16 protein-coding genes are annotated in these 14,905 nt (G+C 59.8%); 11 read left to right on the top strand and 5 right to left on the bottom strand.

Annotated elements, in window-relative coordinates:
* Positions 1–31: 31 nt before the first annotated feature.
* The 3 genes from VB618_RS16275 (at position 32) to VB618_RS16265 (ending at position 2,610) form a co-directional block, all read left to right on the top strand.
* Positions 32–967 (top strand): bifunctional helix-turn-helix transcriptional regulator/GNAT family N-acetyltransferase, encoded by a 936-nt coding sequence (locus VB618_RS16275; protein WP_329797771.1) that lies wholly within the window; start codon positions 32–34, stop codon positions 965–967.
* Positions 964–1,854 (top strand): DMT family transporter, encoded by an 891-nt coding sequence (locus tag VB618_RS16270; RefSeq protein ID WP_329797770.1) that lies wholly within the window; start codon positions 964–966, stop codon positions 1,852–1,854. Before VB618_RS16275 ends, VB618_RS16270 begins: the two co-directional genes overlap by 4 nt.
* A gap of 318 nt (positions 1,855–2,172) precedes the next feature.
* Entirely contained in the window at positions 2,173–2,610 is a 438-nt protein-coding gene (locus tag VB618_RS16265; protein ID WP_329797769.1) for a hypothetical protein, read from the top strand.
* A 121-nt stretch (positions 2,611–2,731) separates the two neighbouring features.
* Here VB618_RS16265 and VB618_RS16260 read toward each other — a convergent pair whose 3' ends face one another.
* Positions 2,732–5,008: a CDC48 family AAA ATPase gene (locus VB618_RS16260; RefSeq protein WP_329797768.1), complete on the bottom strand. Its 2,277-nt coding sequence runs from the start codon at positions 5,006–5,008 to the stop codon at positions 2,732–2,734.
* A gap of 175 nt (positions 5,009–5,183) precedes the next feature.
* A complete protein-coding gene (locus tag VB618_RS16255; RefSeq protein WP_329797767.1) occupies positions 5,184–5,711 on the bottom strand; it encodes a hypothetical protein in 528 nt (175 codons plus the stop codon).
* Positions 5,712–6,032: 321 nt separating this feature from the next.
* On the opposite strand from VB618_RS16255, the gene VB618_RS16250 reads away from it, so the two are divergent.
* Entirely contained in the window at positions 6,033–6,587 is a 555-nt protein-coding gene (locus VB618_RS16250) for an extensin-like domain-containing protein (RefSeq protein WP_329797766.1), read from the top strand.
* Between the two features lie 65 nt (positions 6,588–6,652).
* Positions 6,653–7,642 carry a L,D-transpeptidase gene (locus VB618_RS16245; protein WP_329797765.1) on the top strand — a complete coding sequence of 330 codons (990 nt, stop codon included), beginning with the start codon at positions 6,653–6,655 and terminating at the stop codon, positions 7,640–7,642.
* Positions 7,643–7,666: 24 nt separating this feature from the next.
* On the opposite strand, the gene VB618_RS16240 is transcribed toward VB618_RS16245, so the two are convergent.
* Positions 7,667–7,942 (bottom strand): hypothetical protein, encoded by a 276-nt coding sequence (locus VB618_RS16240; protein WP_329797764.1) that lies wholly within the window; start codon positions 7,940–7,942, stop codon positions 7,667–7,669.
* 189 nt (positions 7,943–8,131) lie between these two features.
* Positions 8,132–8,545 (bottom strand): BA14K family protein, encoded by a 414-nt coding sequence (locus tag VB618_RS16235; RefSeq protein ID WP_329797763.1) that lies wholly within the window; start codon positions 8,543–8,545, stop codon positions 8,132–8,134.
* A gap of 388 nt (positions 8,546–8,933) precedes the next feature.
* On the opposite strand from VB618_RS16235, the gene VB618_RS16230 reads away from it, so the two are divergent.
* The 5 genes from VB618_RS16230 to VB618_RS16210 all read left to right on the top strand — a co-directional run bounded on the left by VB618_RS16230 (position 8,934) and on the right by VB618_RS16210 (position 13,470).
* Positions 8,934–9,440 (top strand): oxidoreductase, encoded by a 507-nt coding sequence (locus VB618_RS16230; protein WP_329797762.1) that lies wholly within the window; start codon positions 8,934–8,936, stop codon positions 9,438–9,440.
* A 35-nt stretch (positions 9,441–9,475) separates the two neighbouring features.
* Entirely contained in the window at positions 9,476–11,587 is a 2,112-nt protein-coding gene (locus VB618_RS16225) for a sensor histidine kinase (RefSeq protein WP_329797761.1), read from the top strand.
* A 12-nt stretch (positions 11,588–11,599) separates the two neighbouring features.
* Positions 11,600–12,643: a response regulator gene (locus tag VB618_RS16220; RefSeq protein ID WP_329797760.1), complete on the top strand. Its 1,044-nt coding sequence runs from the start codon at positions 11,600–11,602 to the stop codon at positions 12,641–12,643.
* Positions 12,644–12,808: 165 nt separating this feature from the next.
* Complete coding sequence (locus VB618_RS16215) at positions 12,809–13,171, top strand: hypothetical protein (protein WP_329797759.1); 363 nt, start codon at positions 12,809–12,811, stop codon at positions 13,169–13,171.
* A 104-nt stretch (positions 13,172–13,275) separates the two neighbouring features.
* A complete protein-coding gene (locus VB618_RS16210; protein ID WP_329797758.1) occupies positions 13,276–13,470 on the top strand; it encodes a hypothetical protein in 195 nt (64 codons plus the stop codon).
* 3 nt (positions 13,471–13,473) lie between these two features.
* On the opposite strand, the gene VB618_RS16205 is transcribed toward VB618_RS16210, so the two are convergent.
* On the bottom strand, positions 13,474–13,683 hold the full coding sequence (locus VB618_RS16205) for a DUF2842 domain-containing protein (RefSeq protein WP_329797757.1): 210 nt from the start codon (positions 13,681–13,683) through the stop codon (positions 13,474–13,476).
* Between the two features lie 131 nt (positions 13,684–13,814).
* Here VB618_RS16205 and VB618_RS16200 point away from each other — a divergent pair, with 131 nt between their 5' ends.
* A complete protein-coding gene (locus tag VB618_RS16200) occupies positions 13,815–14,879 on the top strand; it encodes a COX15/CtaA family protein (protein WP_442931820.1) in 1,065 nt (354 codons plus the stop codon).
* The last annotated feature ends 26 nt before the right edge of the window (positions 14,880–14,905 follow it).

Genomic DNA, 14,905 nt, shown 5'->3' with positions numbered 1-14,905 from the left:
TGGACGAGTTTGATCGGCAGGGGAGGCGGCTATGTCTCAACTGCCCAGACTGCCTGCGGATGATCGGGTCGAGCAGGTCCGACAATTCAACCGTTTCTATACGCGCCATATCGGGCTTCTGAACGAGGGGCTGCTCGACAGCGAGTATTCCCTGACAGAGGTTCGTATTCTCTACGAACTCTCCAATCGCGGACCGATGACTGCTTCGGAGCTTGGCCAGGAACTGGGTCTCGATCCGGGCTATCTCAGCAGGATCCTCAAAAAGTTCGATGGCCGCAACCTGCTTCAACGGTCCCGTTCAGAGGATGACCGGCGTCAGGTTTTCCTCTCCCTTACCGATGCCGGACGTGCTGCCTTCGAGCCTCTCAACCAAGCTTCTGCCGATCAGATCGGCACCATGCTGTCCAGGCTCTCGAGAACCGAGCAGGAGAGGCTGGTGCAGGCTATGGCCGTCGTGGAGCGCCTCATCGGCGCCTCGCCACCGCAGGTTCCCTACATCCTGCGCTCGCATCGGGTCGGCGACATCGGCTGGATCGCGCATCGGCAGGGGCTGCTCTATGCCGAGGAGTATGGGTGGGACCAGACCTTCGAGGCGCTGGTCGCGGAGATTGCAGCCGCGTTCGCCAGAAACTTCGATCCGGAGCGGGAGCGCTGCTGGATCGCGGAGCGCGACAGCGAGATTGTCGGCAGCGTCTTCCTGGTGCGTCACACGGATGAAATCGCCAAACTCCGGCTGCTTTATGTGGAGCCTTCTGCGAGAGGGCTCGGCCTCGGGCGCCGGCTCGTCGATGAGTGCATCGCCTTCGCCAAAGCCAAGGGGTACCGAACGTTGACCCTCTGGACCAACGATGTCCTGGTGGCGGCTCGCGGGATCTATCAGGCAACGGGCTTTCGGTTAGTGAAGGAAGAGGCGCATCATTACTTCGGCCAGGATCTCGTCGGGCAGACCTGGAATCTCGACCTGTGAGGCGACACGATACACTCGCCCTGCTGGCTGCCGCAGCGACGGGAGTGCAGGTCGGGGCCGCGCTCGTGGCGAGCCGCTTTGTGATCCACGACATTGGTCCGGCATCCCTGGCTTTCCTGCGCTACGCCATCGCTGTTCTCTGCCTTGCACCATTCGTGATCGCGGGCGCGCGGGTGCGGTTTTCATTTCGCGATCTTCTCGCCGTGATGGGGCTGGGAATTGTTCAGTTCGGCATTCTCATCGCGCTTCTAAACCTCGGCCTCCAGTTCATCTCGTCCACGCGTGCGGCGCTTCTGTTTTCCACCTTTCCGTTGATGACCATGGTCATCGCGGCCTTTCTCGGGCGCGAGCGCCTGACAGGTGCCAAGACGGCCGGTGTGCTGCTGACCATCGTCGGCGTTGCAGTCGCCTTGGGCGAGGGGCTGATCAGGAGCAACGGCACAAATGATTTTTTCGGAGCACTTCTCGTGCTTACCGCCGCGCTGTGTGGTGCCGTGAGTTCTGTTTTGTATCGCCCCTATCTCTCCCGCTATCCCACACTGCCTGTCGGAGCCTCGGCGATGCTGGCTTCGATCTTGTTCCTGGCCGGTCCGGCAGGCCTGGAAGGGCTCTTCACGGATGGAACGCACCTCGATCAGCGCGGCTGGATCGTTGTGATCCTGATCGGGCTCTCAAGCGGCGTCGGCTATATTCTATGGCTCTGGGCGCTCAAGCACACGACCCCGACCCGGGTTACGGTTTTTCTTTCCGTTAGCCCCATCACTGCATCCTTGCTCGGTGCGCTGATCCTCAACGAGCCCTTCACGTTTGGTGTCTTTCTCGGGCTCGCAGGCGTCGTGAGTGGATTGTGGCTTGCCACGCGAACGGGCGCCGATGAACGGCGTTGAGAGCTTCAATGATTGTGCGGATCTGACTGAGAGAATTAAGCTTCGCATTCTCTGAGTTTGATATAGCTTAGATCTCGTTTAGTTTAGAAGAACTATAGATTGCACTGATGTTTATGATCTTGCAGGAAAGATCCTCAGGCTAGTTTCCCTGGTAATACATCATCTCAAGGCTTGGCAATACGAGAGCTTGGCCTTCCATGGAGAGAGTATCACAACTCCGTGGGCTTAAAATACGCTTGGAAACCTATCAGGGCGAATGCGTTAAGCCTGTGTTCTTATGGCGAGAAGCCATGCCTAAACCAAGCACAGGAGACTTCTATGAAGAAGATCGCATTTATTGCTGGCGCTGGTCTGATGGCCCTTTCCGGGATTGGCACTGCCGTCGCGCAACCGGCTTCCGGGACGCCAAATTCCCCATTCCCGTATGCGGCTCCGCACGAGATTCGCTGGATCAACGGTGTGCCGTGCCGCACCGTTTATGATTACAGCTCGAAAACAAGGATCCCTGTTACCTGCGCTGGTCCGGTGGCAGGTGTTTCGGGTGCCCCGATGGCCGTCGGCGATGATGTTGTCTCGACCGGCAGCATCGCTCCCGCCCCTGTTGGCCCGATGATGGGAGCTCCCGTGTCTGGGACACCCAACTCCCCGTTCCCACATGCGGCTCCGCATGAGATCCACTGGATCAACGGTGTGCCCTGTCAGACGGTTCTCGACCGGCAGTCGAACACCCGTGTTCCGGTAGCGTGCGCGCGGTAATCTCTGCGCTTCCTAAAATAGGGCGTGCACCTTATGGATGCGCGCCTTTTTCTCCAGCTAGTTTGAACACAGGAAGGCTGATGATGCCGAAATCATGAGCTTTTCTGTTCAGGAACTCGGCCTACTCGGCTGCCGGTCTGAGGGGCAGGAAACCTATGGCTTGACGCTGCGGCCCAGTCTGCTTGAGGGTGCCAACCAGTCCCTCATATTCCCGCTCCATCTCCGGCGTGACGGAGGGGCGCGTTTCACGTAAGGCATGTTCGAAATGGGCCATGGTGACGCTGTGTGCCTGAAGCGACTCCCGTAGCGCAAAGAGGCCGGCTCGACGCGTCAGGTCCTCGAGGTCGGCTCCCGTATATCGGTCCGTCCGTTCGGCGATGGCGTTCAGATCGACATCGGGTCCGAGCGGCATGGTCTTGGTGTGGATGCCCAGAATATGCCGGCGGCCTTTGGCATCGGGAACCGGCACATAGATCAATTCATCAATGCGGCCTGGCCGCAGCAGGGCAGGGTCGATGAGGTTGGGCCTGTTCGTTGCGGCCAGCACGACGACGCCTTGCAGTTCCTCGAGGCCGTCCATCTCGGCCAGGATCGTATTCACCACCCGCTCCGTAACGGCCGGCTCACCGAAGCCACCGCCACGAGCGGGTGCAAGGGAGTCGATCTCGTCGATGAAGATGACCGCCGGGGCAACCTGACGGGCGCGGGCGAAGAGGCGGGAGACCTGCTGCTCGGATTCCCCATACCACTTGGACAGGAGGTCCGAGGATTTGGTCGCCACGAAGTTGGCCTGGGCCTCACGTGCGACAGCCTTCGCCAGCAGGGTCTTGCCGGTTCCGGGTGGGCCGAAGAGCAGGAAGCCCTTGGCGGGCCTGATCCCGAGGCGGCGGAAGGATTCCGGGTTCTTGAGGGGAAGCTCCACACCTTCGCGCAGGCGCGTCTGCGCCTCCTCGACGCCGCCGATGTCGTCCCAGGTGACGTTGGGCACCTGGATCATGATCTCGCGCAGGGCGGACGGCTGGACGCGCTTCATCGCGTTCATGAAGTCCTGCCGGTTCACCTGCAGGCTTTCGAGAACATTCGACGGGATGCCGTCGCGCAGATTGACGCCGGGCAGGATGCGCCTCAGCGAATCCATGGCGGCCTCGCGGGACAGCGCGGCAAGATCAGCGCCGACAAAGCCGTAGGTCGTGCGGGCGATCTCATCGAGATTCACGTCCTCGGCCAGGGGCATGCCGCGGGTGTGAATGCCCATGATTTCCCGTCGGCCTGGCTCGTCCGGCACGCCGATAACGATTTCGCGGTCGAACCGGCCCGGACGGCGCAGGGCCTCGTCGATGACCTCGCGCCGATTGGTGGCACCGATCACCACGATATTCTGGCGCGGCTCCAACCCGTCCATTAGGGTGAGAAGCTGCGCCACGATGCGCCGCTCGACCTCGCCGGTCACCTCCTCGCGCTTAGGCGCAATGCTGTCGATCTCGTCGATGAAGATGATCGCCGGCGCATTCTGCTGCGCCTCCTGGAAGACCTGACGCAGCCGCTGCTCAGACTCGCCGTAATGACGGCCCATGATCTCAGGGCCTGCGATGTGGTAGAACTGTGCCTCCGTCTCGTTGGCGACCGCCCGCGCCAACCTGGTCTTGCCGGTGCCGGGCGGTCCATACAGCAGAACACCCTTGGGCGGGTCGATGCCGAGGCGTTGGAACAGTTCTGGATGGCGAAGCGGCAGTTCCACCATCTCGCGTAACTGATCGACCGTGGTGCCCAGGCCGCCGATATCATCATACGTCACATCGGCGCGGCGGGCTTCCCGCGGCTCCTCGAATTGCGGGCGAAGCTCGATTTCGGTTTCCGCCGTCACATGAACGATGCCGCGCGGTTGGGTCGTCACAACGACAAGGCGGATTTCCTGCAGGCCGTAGGCCGGAATGTTGAGCAGTCCGCGCAACTCCTCCGGCAGGCGCTGATCCGTCGAACGCTGCGAATACACTGAGGTTGAGATCACGTCGCCGGCCGTGAGCGGGCGCTGGTAAAAGGTGCGCTTGAGGGCATCGCCGGAACCTTGAAGCCGCAGTCCCTTCTGGGCTGGCGCCAGCACGACGCGTGTCGCGGGACGAACATCGGCGCGCTTCACCTCCACATGATCGCCGCTGCCGACACCAGCGTTGACACGCTGGAGGCCGTCGAGGCGCACAATGGTGAGGCCCTCGTCCTCGGCATAGGGAGTGACCGCAATGGCCGTGGTGTGGCGCTTTCCGATGATCTCGACGGCTTGGCCTTCCTGCACGCCGATCTCGGCCAAGGACTGACGGCTCATGCGGGCGATGCCGCGTCCGGAATCGTCCGGTCGGGCATTCGCGACTTGGAGCCGTACATTCTGCCCGTCCTCTGCCATGGCTGTCTTCCCATCGTTCGAGTGCTCGCTCATGCGATGGCAGATGCGGGAAGAGGCCGGGGCTCAGGCCTTCCAGTGCCATGCGGCGGGGCTTTGCTGGCATTTCAAGTGGCGAAACCGGAGGGCAAACGCGAGATGCGTGGAATTGTTGCAGGTTTATCGGCAGGTCTCAGAGCTACGAAGAGGCATCCCTGGACGGTGCCCAAAGCCTTTGGAGTGACAGTTCGATTCCGTCCTCCTCAGGGACCAGGCGGCGCGCCGGTATGCCGGCAGGCATGAAGGGGGCAATTGTCGGCAGCCTCAATGACCCTTCGGTGACGTCCTGCTCTGCCGTCTCCTTCGAGGGAGGATCGATCAGTTCCCAGCTGTCGAAAAGATCCATGGTCGAGTGGCCTGGCAGGTCAGAGCCGAGATAGGGGACAATTTCGATCCAGGGGCGCCCATGAGGGCGTGGAGTGACCTTCGTGACGCGTCCAAAGAAATTCGTCAGAGGGCAGCGGACGAAGTCGCCCGGTGCGGGCAGGCGTGCCTTTTCGCACTCGAGTTCGGCTTCGGCTTGCTGAAGCTCGTCCTGCAGCCGGGCGATCCGGGACTCGAGTTCCGCCACACGCCTCGTGCAGGAGTTTTCGTGCTCCTGACTCAGCGTGGAGACCAGCGTTAGGCTCTTGTCCGAACCGGTATCCATCACCGGGAATGCCCTCATCGTGGGCCCTCCAGTCCTTCATGCATTTTGGTGCATCTCTATGTGAGAACAAGATGCGCGGAAGGCTGAGTGGGAACTCAAGCGTGGCGCATGAGGGTTATAGGCCTGACAGGCTGGAGAATTGGAGTTCTCATGAATCTTCAGGGACGTAGGGCAGGGCGGATTTGCGGCATCATAGTTCTGCTGCTGATGATGGCACCTGCTGCCTGGTCTCAAGCGCCAACAGCGCCGCTGCCGCCGCCGCGTCCTGACCGTCCAGCGCAGTCCGAGCCTGAGGCTCGGACTGAAAGTCCGCCTTCAATCGAGGAGCCCGCCGAAAAGTTGGCCTCCGAGGACAACAGCGTCAACAACGCCTGTCTCGACCGGCTGTCCAAGCTGGGATTGGGCTTCGAGAAACGGCCTAACGTGCAGGAGGGCAGGTGCAGCATCGAGAACCCGGTGCTCCTGTCATCCCTATCCAACGGCATCGAGGTTGCTCCCGCGTCGCTCATGGCGTGCCCCGTGGCAGAGGGCCTTGCACGCTGGATGAGCGAAGTGGTTATTCCCGAGGCCGAGCGTCAGCTCCAGAGTGCCCCGACCAAGCTCCTGATCGGAACCTCTTATCAATGCCGTGACCAGCGCAACGGAGCCAAGCTCAGCGAGCACGCGCTCGGCAATGGTGTCGATGTCATGGGCTTTGAGTTCGCCAAGCGCTCTCCCCTGGCGATCGCCTCACAGGCCGAGAACTCGCCGGAGGCGAGTTTTCAATCCACGATCCAGAAGGCTGCCTGCCCCATCTTCAACACGGTGCTCGGTCCCGGTTCCGATGATGCCCACGGCGATCACCTTCATCTCGATCTGCGTGAGCGCAAGGGCGACTACCGGATCTGCCAGTAGATCATCGTGGGAACAGGAAGGAGATCCGGGCTTTGTCGTTCACGACATTGCCCATGGAGCTACCTATGAAGTTTGCCGCCTATGCTGCTGTTGGAATCTTGAGCTTCCTTGGACCTGCTCTGGCCGAGCCTCAAGGGCTCGATCTAGAAGCGGTGAACGGCGCCGAATGGACGCCCAAGAGTGACAAGGGCAAGGAGATCAATCCGGCTCTGATCAAAGCCCAGGTCTTGCTCGACCGGGCACGCTTCTCGCCTGGCGTCATTGACGGCCACAACGGCGAGAACCTTCAGAACGCGATCAAGATCTTCGAGAAGACAAATGAGCTTAAGCCGGATGGAGCGCTCGACGGCGAGGTATGGAGAAAGCTCGCCGAAACATCGGCCGAGCCGGTGCTGACCGAATACACGATCACGGATGAGGACGTGAAAGGCCCGTTCGTCAAGATTCCCGACAAGTTGGAGGATCAGGCGAAGCTCGACCGGCTCGGCTATTCGAACCCGGAGGAGCTGCTGGCTGAGAAGTTCCATATGGACGTGGACCTGCTCAAGGCCCTGAACCCCGACAAGCCTTTCGACAAGGCTGGTACGGCCATTGTCGTGGCTAATATTGATGCGAAGGCCGATTCCGGGAAGCCGAAGGAAAAGGTGGCAAAGATTGAGATCGTCAAAAGCGAGAAGGTCTTGCGAGCAGTGGCCAAAGATGGTGCCGTGATGGCGGTTTATCCGGCCTCCATCGGCAGTGAGGAGAAGCCGGCGCCCAGTGGCTCCCACACGGTCCGAGCCGTCGCAAAGAACCCGAACTACACCTACAACCCGGATTATGCCTTCAAGGGCGTGAAGGCAAAGGAGAAGTTTGAGATCAAGCCAGGCCCCAATAACCCGGTCGGGAGTACCTGGATCGACCTGTCCGTCGAATCCTTCGGCATCCATGGTACACCCGAACCGGAGAAGGTTGGAAAAGCCTATTCCCAGGGATGTGTGCGGCTGACGAACTGGGACGTGCAGGAATTGGCCCAGATGGTGGAGAGGGGCACGCCGGTGGAGTTCATAGAATAGCCCAGGGTCTTAAGACGCGGAAAATTAGCCGTCGTTGGCTGAGTTGAGCTGGTCCGGTCTCAAGCCTTCGTCCGTCTCCGCGTCGTGCGCTTGAACGAGCCACTCCAGCTGCTCCTGGACAAAGTTGGGGTCGCTGTGAAAGCGCATGGCGCAGGCCACGAGGAAGATCGCGATCTCCGGTAGGTCGCTGTCGCCCATATCCGGAAGGATCAACTCAAGATCCGTCATGTTGCCGGAGGTCAAGATGGCGGCCTCATTGGGAGGAATGACGGTTCCGCTGTTGTCAGAATCTTGAGCCATAGAGCTTTTCCTGAGCCTTCTGTTCTGTTGATAGGCGTTTTGGGCCTGGCCTCGCAGGCCTTGTCGAATGTTCTAAGGCGTGCCTTTCCGAGGTAAAGGCTGCGCTGGACATGGAGGTAGCCTGTCCAAGCAAAAGCCCTGCGACAGCACATCTGTCGCAGGGCTTTTGAATGAGTGATCCGCGAAAAATTACGGATAGGTACAGACGTACCGCATTCCGTTCGTCGAAAGGAAGGTTCCGGTTGCGGGGTCATAGGAACGGTACTTGCGCGCGCAGTAGGCCGCGACCTGCGGATTGACGACACCTGGGGGCTGAGGAGCGGCCGGCTGAGCCTGGGCTTGGTTGGCGATCGCGCCGGCGATCAGGGCTCCAGCAGCAATGCCAGCAACGCCTGCTGCAACGGCCGCGCCATTATCACGGCGATAGTAATATCGGTCACGATAATAAGGACGATAGCCACGGCGGTAGGATTGGGCGTAGCTCTCATTCGGATAGGCTTGCTCCACCTGGGGCAGGGGGCGGATCTGAATGGGGGTTGCGCTGGCCGGGAGGGCGGTGGCCAGCATGGCCATACCAAGCAAGGCCGTGATGAACTTGCGCATCATTGTCTCCTGTTGGGCAGATGAGCCGGAAGCATTTTAATCTTGATCAGCCTCGTTATAGCCTCTGTGGCCAAGCTTGCAAAGGCTGACAAGCAATCTGTTGGGAAGGAATCTAACGTGCCTATCAAGCTCAGAGTCTTGCGGCGATTGAGGTGCAAATAATTATTCTGTAATAATTAGTAGGTATACATAAATTAAGTGCGAATTTGCCTATTTGTGAAAAAATATAGTGAGAAATATTATCTTTAATACAAATAATTTATTCATAGTTCAGTAATTTTCATCGGCGTCATGCTTGATATCTTTTCTCCTTCATCCTTCTGGATTTTTAGGATGAAATCGGAGAAGATGGCGTGGTTCTATTATAATCTGTCTTGATTGGGAACTGATGCGTCCTCTCATCGGGCTTATATCCTTTGCAATAGCCATGGGCATAAGCGGCCTGTCCTATGCGGCGGAGCCGCTGCCGCTGCCCAAAGGCCCTGTCGTGTTGACTGTGTCGGGTAAGATCGAACAGACCAATGGCAAGGGCGTTGCACTGTTCGACATGGAAATGTTGGAGGCGCTCGGCAGAACATCCTTTGCCACACGGTCAGAGTTGTCAGAGGTACCACAGCTATTCGAGGGAATCCCGCTTCGCGCATTGCTGGAAAGGATAGGCGCGCAGGGCAAAAGCCTGAGGGCATCTGCCCTGAACGATTATGTCGCTATCATTCCCATGGAGGATCTTAGATTCGAGCCGATACTCGCGACTAAGGTAAATGGTCGTGTGCTGACGATCCGCGACAAGGGACCATTGTGGATCACTTACCCGAGAGATCAGTACAAAGTTCTGCAGGATGCCAGATATGACGCCCGCTGGGTCTGGCAGCTCAACAAGCTTCACATCGAGTAGTCATGCGGTTCAGCTTGCATCATTATAAGACTGCTTTGGTCACGCTTCTTGCAACTGCAAGCCTCGTCGTGTGCCTCGGTTTCACTGTTGCGCGATTGTTCGAAATGGAGCACGAGTTTCGCAATGATGGATCCGTCGTTACAGTTTGGTATGTGACTCAAGCTCAATTCGAGGCAGTCGTCTTCGCAGAGACTCTGGCCCGTGTTGCCGCAAACGAGAGCTTCAGCACCCCGGAGCAGCAGCCAGGTTTTCGCACAAATATCCTGATCAGCCGCTTGTCGGTCCTGCTGGAGGGACGCCAAGGCAAGTTGATGGATGATCTGGGAATTGCAGGCGACCTTAAGCGAGCCTACCTTCAGCTCACAATGGCTGAGCCGCTACTGCAGAACGAGATCAATGCTCAGGCTGCGGTACTGCTTCGCGAGCAGATGATGCAGATCGCTTACAGGCTCAGGGACGCCGCCAATCAGATGATCTCGCTTATCCATGATAAGGCTGCTTTGAAGCGCTCCGGCTATTTGCAAGTCATATTCGAAGGCTTTGCCTTTCTCCTGGGAATAGTTCTGAGCGCCGGCTTCCTTCTCGTGCGCCTCTTCAAGGGCGTTCAGGAGGCGAGTCAGGCCAAGCAGCTACTCAAGCAGGAGCAGGAGTTGTCCGATCTGGTGATCAACAACATCAGCAATCAGGGCATCATCATGTTTGACAACCAGCTCCGTTGCCTGCTCTGGAATCCAGGCATGGAGGATTTGCTGAACGTCAAGCCGGACCAGGCGATCGGCCAGCGGATGGAGAACCTGGATCGGCTGTTCAGCAAGACCGAGATCGTCGATGCTCTCACCCGGGCCACCGAAGGGGCCAGCTCGATCCTGGAGAATGAGGCTGTGACTTCGGAGGGTCACGAACGTTGCCTGGAGATCAACAGCTTTCCTATTTATATGGCCGAGCGGAAGCTGGGAATCGCCTTCATCCGTGATGTGACGGAGCAATGGCTTGCGCGCAAGCAGGCGGAGCGGCAGAACTTCGATCTCGAGATCAAGGTTCTCCAGAGAACTGCTGCCCTGCGCCAAGCCGAGCGCCGCCTGATCGCAGCCATCAACTCCGCCTCGGAGGGTTTTGCGGCTTTCGATTGGACGGGAAAGCTTCTCTTCGCCAACGAACAGATCTGGGCGGCGGCTCCCGTGTCTCTGTGGTGCAACGATGACATGAGTCTGCCCGTGTTCTTGCGGTGCTTCGCCATGTGCGAGGGAGCCGACCTGCGCCTCGTGAACGCTCAGACCCCTTTCGAGGAACTCGAATACGATCTCTTGGTGAGGAAGGATACTTGGCACCGGCTCTCCCTCACAAAGGCCGACGGGGCTACGATCTTTGTGCGCCTGACCGATATTAGCGGGTACAAGCAAGTCGCGAGGGCCCTCGAATCGGCGCTCGAACGCGAGCGCGAGACGACGAACGCCTACCGCAGCTTCGTGTCGATGGTGTCTCACCAGTTCCGGACACCGCTCGCCATCCTGGACTCGAGCGCGCAGCGTATCCTGCGGCGCGGTTCGGCGTTGACCCAGGACGAGCTCGTCACCCGAGTCCAGAAGATCCGCAATGCGGGAACGAGGCTGACGCGCCTGGTGGACAGCGTTCTGAATGCGGCCAAGCTCGATGCTGGAACGATCGAGCTGAATCCAGCGTCCTATAACTTGGTCGATCTGGTCATGGATATCTGCGAGCGGCAGCGGGAGGTCAGCAATCAGGCTGATATCCGCTTCGATGTGCCGGACGTTCCCGTACGCGTCTATTGCGACGGCATGCTCATCGAGCAGGTCGTGGTGAACCTTCTGTCCAATGCCATCAAGTATTCCGGAGCAGCGCCTGTCGTCGAATTCAAGATCTGGATGGACGGCTCCCGAGCCTATTGTTCCGTTCGTGACTGGGGCATCGGAATTCCCGCTGGTGAGTTGCCGAAGATCTTTGAACGGTTCTATCGCGCCAGTACAGCCTCTGGGATTGCCGGCACAGGCATTGGGCTGAACTTCGCTCAACGGATCATGCACCTCCATGGAGGCGAGATCCAGGTTGAGAGCTATGAGGCGGCAGGTTCCCTGTTTACCTTTGACCTACCCATCGCCAATGCGGATCAAGCGCAGCAGGCTGCATGAGTGACAACAATCATGACAATACAAAAAACAATTCTCTGCGTTGAAGACGAAAATGATCTCCGGAGCGACATCGCCGAGGAACTGGAAGCTGCCAATTATCGCGTGCTCCAGGCAGCCAACGGCAGCGAGGCGCTGGCGCTTCTCGAAAAGCATCGTCCGGATCTGGTTCTCTGCGACATCACCATGCCGGGTCTTGGCGGCTATGATGTTCTCAAGGCCCTGCGCGAGCAGGGAGGCATGGCGGACGTGCCCTTCATCTTCCTCACGGCTCTGGCCGAGCGCAACGACGTCCTGACCGGAAAGCAGGCCGGAGCGGACGATTACCTGGTCAAGCCCATTGATTATGAGATCCTGCTCGCAACTGTTGCCGCCCGTCTCGACCAGGTGACCCGGGTGCAGACCAGTGCCGTTCACCGGGCGGAGGAATCCTGGCAGGAGGTCCTGAAGGCTTCTCAAGGGCGCACCGTTGATGCCCTCTACAAGGCCACTTTCGCTTTCGACCGCTTCCTTGTGGGTGTCGTGATCGTCAACGAGGCCGGAGAGGTCCGGGTGATGAACAAGGAGGCGCAGCGCATCCTCGCAGAAGACGATGGCCTGAGCGCATCGCAGGGCATCCTAAAGGGCTCCGTCGCCAAGCAGAACAGTAAGCTCTACTCCGCGATTGAAAAGGCCTTCGAGGAGGAAACGCTCGACGAGATCATCTCTTTCCCGCGCCTTTCAGGTGGACGGCCCTACCTCGTGCTGATCCCAGGTCAGCGCTTCTCGCCCGAGGAGCGGCCCGAGGCCGTGGTGCTGCTCGTCATCGACACGGAGCAGCGCGCCAAGGTTTCCGGCGATACGCTGGTCCGTCTCTACAACCTGACACCGTCCGAGACACGGGTCGCGCTGATGCTGATCGACGGCAAGCGTCTGGACCTGATCGCGGAGGAACTCGAAGTGGCTCAGACCACCGTCGTCTTCCACCTCAAGAACCTTTTCCGCAAGACGGACACCAACCGGCAGGCGGATCTGGTGCGCGTGCTCCTCTCGGTGCCGTTGCGCACCGCCGCTGACTGAACCGGTCGCGAGAGCCGCGTTAAGAGCTTGCTCACCATTCCGGCAAGATCGGCCAAAGCCTAAGCTTTGCCACAATCTGTTCAGCTTTCAGAGAGGTTTCGAACAGTATATCTCAGGGCATGAAGAGGGAGACATGGAGCCTCCCTTCTGTCGGGGGTGTTGATCATGAAGATCTTCCGTCTTGTTTCCGGCACGGCCGCTGCTCTGGCGCTGGTCTCCGGCCTGGCTGTCACTGAGCCGGCTGCAGCGCGTGATCGCCTGTCGCCTGGTGCCGCTGTGGCTCTCGGTGCTCTGGGCGGTCTTGCCGTGGGTGCCGCCGTTGGCGCCGCTGTGGCTCAGCCTCAGCCGCCTGTTGTCTACCGCGCTCCGCCTCCGCCGCCGGTCTATGTGGAAGAGCGTCGGGTGCCGGTATACTACGAGCGGCCGGTTCGCGAGCGGGTTTATGTGGAGCAGTGCACGACCGAGCGCTACCGGGAATGGGTTCCCGGCTGGGGCTGGGAGCACCGCTCGCGCAGGGTGTGTCACTGATGCATTCGATTGGGCCCGCCTCCGAGCGGGCCTTTTCTTTGGACCATCGGAGAACCGGGGTTTTGCTGCCGCGTTGATCGCATGAGAACCATGCGAGATTTGCCATGACCAGCACACCGAAAGATCAGACCGGTTCCGATCAGACGAAGCTGAATCCCGGCGATCAGGCCGAACCGGGCACTCCCGGTGCTGGCGAGAATGTGTGCCCGGAATGCAAAGGCAGCGGCCGAGTCGGCGCTGCTGCGTGCCAGACCTGCGGCGGGACCGGCACGATCATCGAAGGCATTGGCGGCGCTTAAGCCTTAGGGCTTGTCTGGCTTCGCCATCCAACGAATGAGCGGCATGAGCGGGACGATCCAGATCAGGCCGAGAACGATGTAGGCCAGCGTCTGGATGAGCTTCGGCGCTTCGGAGATCCGTCCTTCGGCGACTGCCATGGCGAAGAGCGCGTAGAAGAAGATGAAGGCCAGCATCACCACTGTCCCGATCAGCTTGCGAGCGCGCGTGCCCATGGTCGATACCCTCATCTTGGTGAAATCTCATCACGGTGGTGCGTCACCGGCATGAATTGCCTCCAGGAGGCGCAGCCTCTATGTGACGTCCATATCCTGGGTTCAAGCCCTAATCGATGATGAGAGTGAGCATGGCTGTCGCAGCCTCCACCGAGGACATGCCGCTGGCGCGTGTGCCCCAAACCCGATCTCTGTCCGCGGTCCGGGCCTGGATCTACACCCTGGCTGTCTTGGTGGTGCTGATGGTTGCCGTCGGTGGCGCCACGCGCTTGACAGGTTCCGGCCTCTCAATCACCGAGTGGCGGCCTGTCACAGGCGCCATCCCGCCGCTCACCGAGCAGGCCTGGTTGGTCGAGTTCGAAAAATACAAGCAGATCTCGCAATATGAACTCGTGAACAAAGGCATGACCCTGTCCGAGTTCAAGTTCATTTATGGCTGGGAGTGGGGGCATCGGCAGCTCGGCCGCCTTCTCGGCCTGGTGTTCTTCCTGCCGCTGGTCTGGTTCTGGGTCAGAGGCATGATCCAGGGCAGGCTTGCCCTGACCCTCCTGGGCATCGGGGCATTGGGCGGGCTGCAGGGTGCTATTGGCTGGATCATGGTGGCCTCGGGCCTTGAGCCCGGCATGACCGCTGTCGCTCCCATCAAACTTGCTCTTCACCTGACGGTCGCCAGCATCATTCTGGCCTGTCTCGTCTGGGTGGCGGCCGGCCTGAAGGACCGTTCCACCGCACGCGAAGTGCGTGCAGGCTACGCGCCGCGCATTCTCATGGGGCTGATCCTGTTCCAGATCGCGCTCGGTGGCCTCGTGGCAGGCTCGAAAGCCGGATTGACCTACAACACCTGGCCCTTGATGGACGGCGCTCTCCTCCCGCCGGCCTCGGCCCTGTTCTCGGTCTCGCCCTGGATCGAAAACTTCGTCGACAACGTCGTGCTGGTTCAGTTAAACCACCGCTTGGCTGCCTATGCCATCGTGGCCTTTGCCATGTGGCATGCTTGGGCCCTGCGGCGGACAGCACCGGCCTCCAAGACTGCAAGCAGGGCCACGGCCATGGCCGCTCTGACTTTGTCCCAGATGGCGCTCGGCATCGTGACCCTGGTGCTCGTCGTGCCCCTTTGGGCCGGCCTTGCGCATCAGGTCTTTGCCATGGCCGTTCTGGCGATGGCCGTGGTCCACGCCCGTGTGAGCGCCGCCTGACATGAAAAAGGGCGGCCTTTCGGCCG

It is taken from the genome of Microvirga sp. CF3062, assembly GCF_036314045.1.
Classification (GTDB): domain Bacteria; phylum Pseudomonadota; class Alphaproteobacteria; order Rhizobiales; family Beijerinckiaceae; genus Microvirga.
This window is presented reverse-complemented; position numbering and strand designations above follow the sequence as displayed.

Excerpts from the sequence above, each read along its gene's own strand:
- VB618_RS16275 (WP_329797771.1), top strand. The coding sequence starts at position 32 with ATGTCTCAACTGCCCAGACTGCCTGCGGATGATCGGGTCGAGCAGGTC.
- VB618_RS16265 (WP_329797769.1), top strand. The coding sequence starts at position 2,173 with ATGAAGAAGATCGCATTTATTGCTGGCGCTGGTCTGATGGCCCTTTCC.
- VB618_RS16260 (WP_329797768.1), bottom strand. The coding sequence starts at position 5,008 with ATGGCAGAGGACGGGCAGAATGTACGGCTCCAAGTCGCGAATGCCCGA.
- VB618_RS16255 (WP_329797767.1), bottom strand. The coding sequence starts at position 5,711 with ATGAGGGCATTCCCGGTGATGGATACCGGTTCGGACAAGAGCCTAACG.
- VB618_RS16245 (WP_329797765.1), top strand. The coding sequence starts at position 6,653 with ATGAAGTTTGCCGCCTATGCTGCTGTTGGAATCTTGAGCTTCCTTGGA.
- VB618_RS16240 (WP_329797764.1), bottom strand. The coding sequence starts at position 7,942 with ATGGCTCAAGATTCTGACAACAGCGGAACCGTCATTCCTCCCAATGAG.
- VB618_RS16235 (WP_329797763.1), bottom strand. The coding sequence starts at position 8,545 with ATGCGCAAGTTCATCACGGCCTTGCTTGGTATGGCCATGCTGGCCACC.
- VB618_RS16230 (WP_329797762.1), top strand. The coding sequence starts at position 8,934 with ATGCGTCCTCTCATCGGGCTTATATCCTTTGCAATAGCCATGGGCATA.
- VB618_RS16220 (WP_329797760.1), top strand. The coding sequence starts at position 11,600 with ATGACAATACAAAAAACAATTCTCTGCGTTGAAGACGAAAATGATCTC.
- VB618_RS16215 (WP_329797759.1), top strand. The coding sequence starts at position 12,809 with ATGAAGATCTTCCGTCTTGTTTCCGGCACGGCCGCTGCTCTGGCGCTG.
- VB618_RS16210 (WP_329797758.1), top strand. The coding sequence starts at position 13,276 with ATGACCAGCACACCGAAAGATCAGACCGGTTCCGATCAGACGAAGCTG.
- VB618_RS16205 (WP_329797757.1), bottom strand. The coding sequence starts at position 13,683 with ATGGGCACGCGCGCTCGCAAGCTGATCGGGACAGTGGTGATGCTGGCC.
- VB618_RS16200 (WP_442931820.1), top strand. The coding sequence starts at position 13,815 with ATGGCTGTCGCAGCCTCCACCGAGGACATGCCGCTGGCGCGTGTGCCC.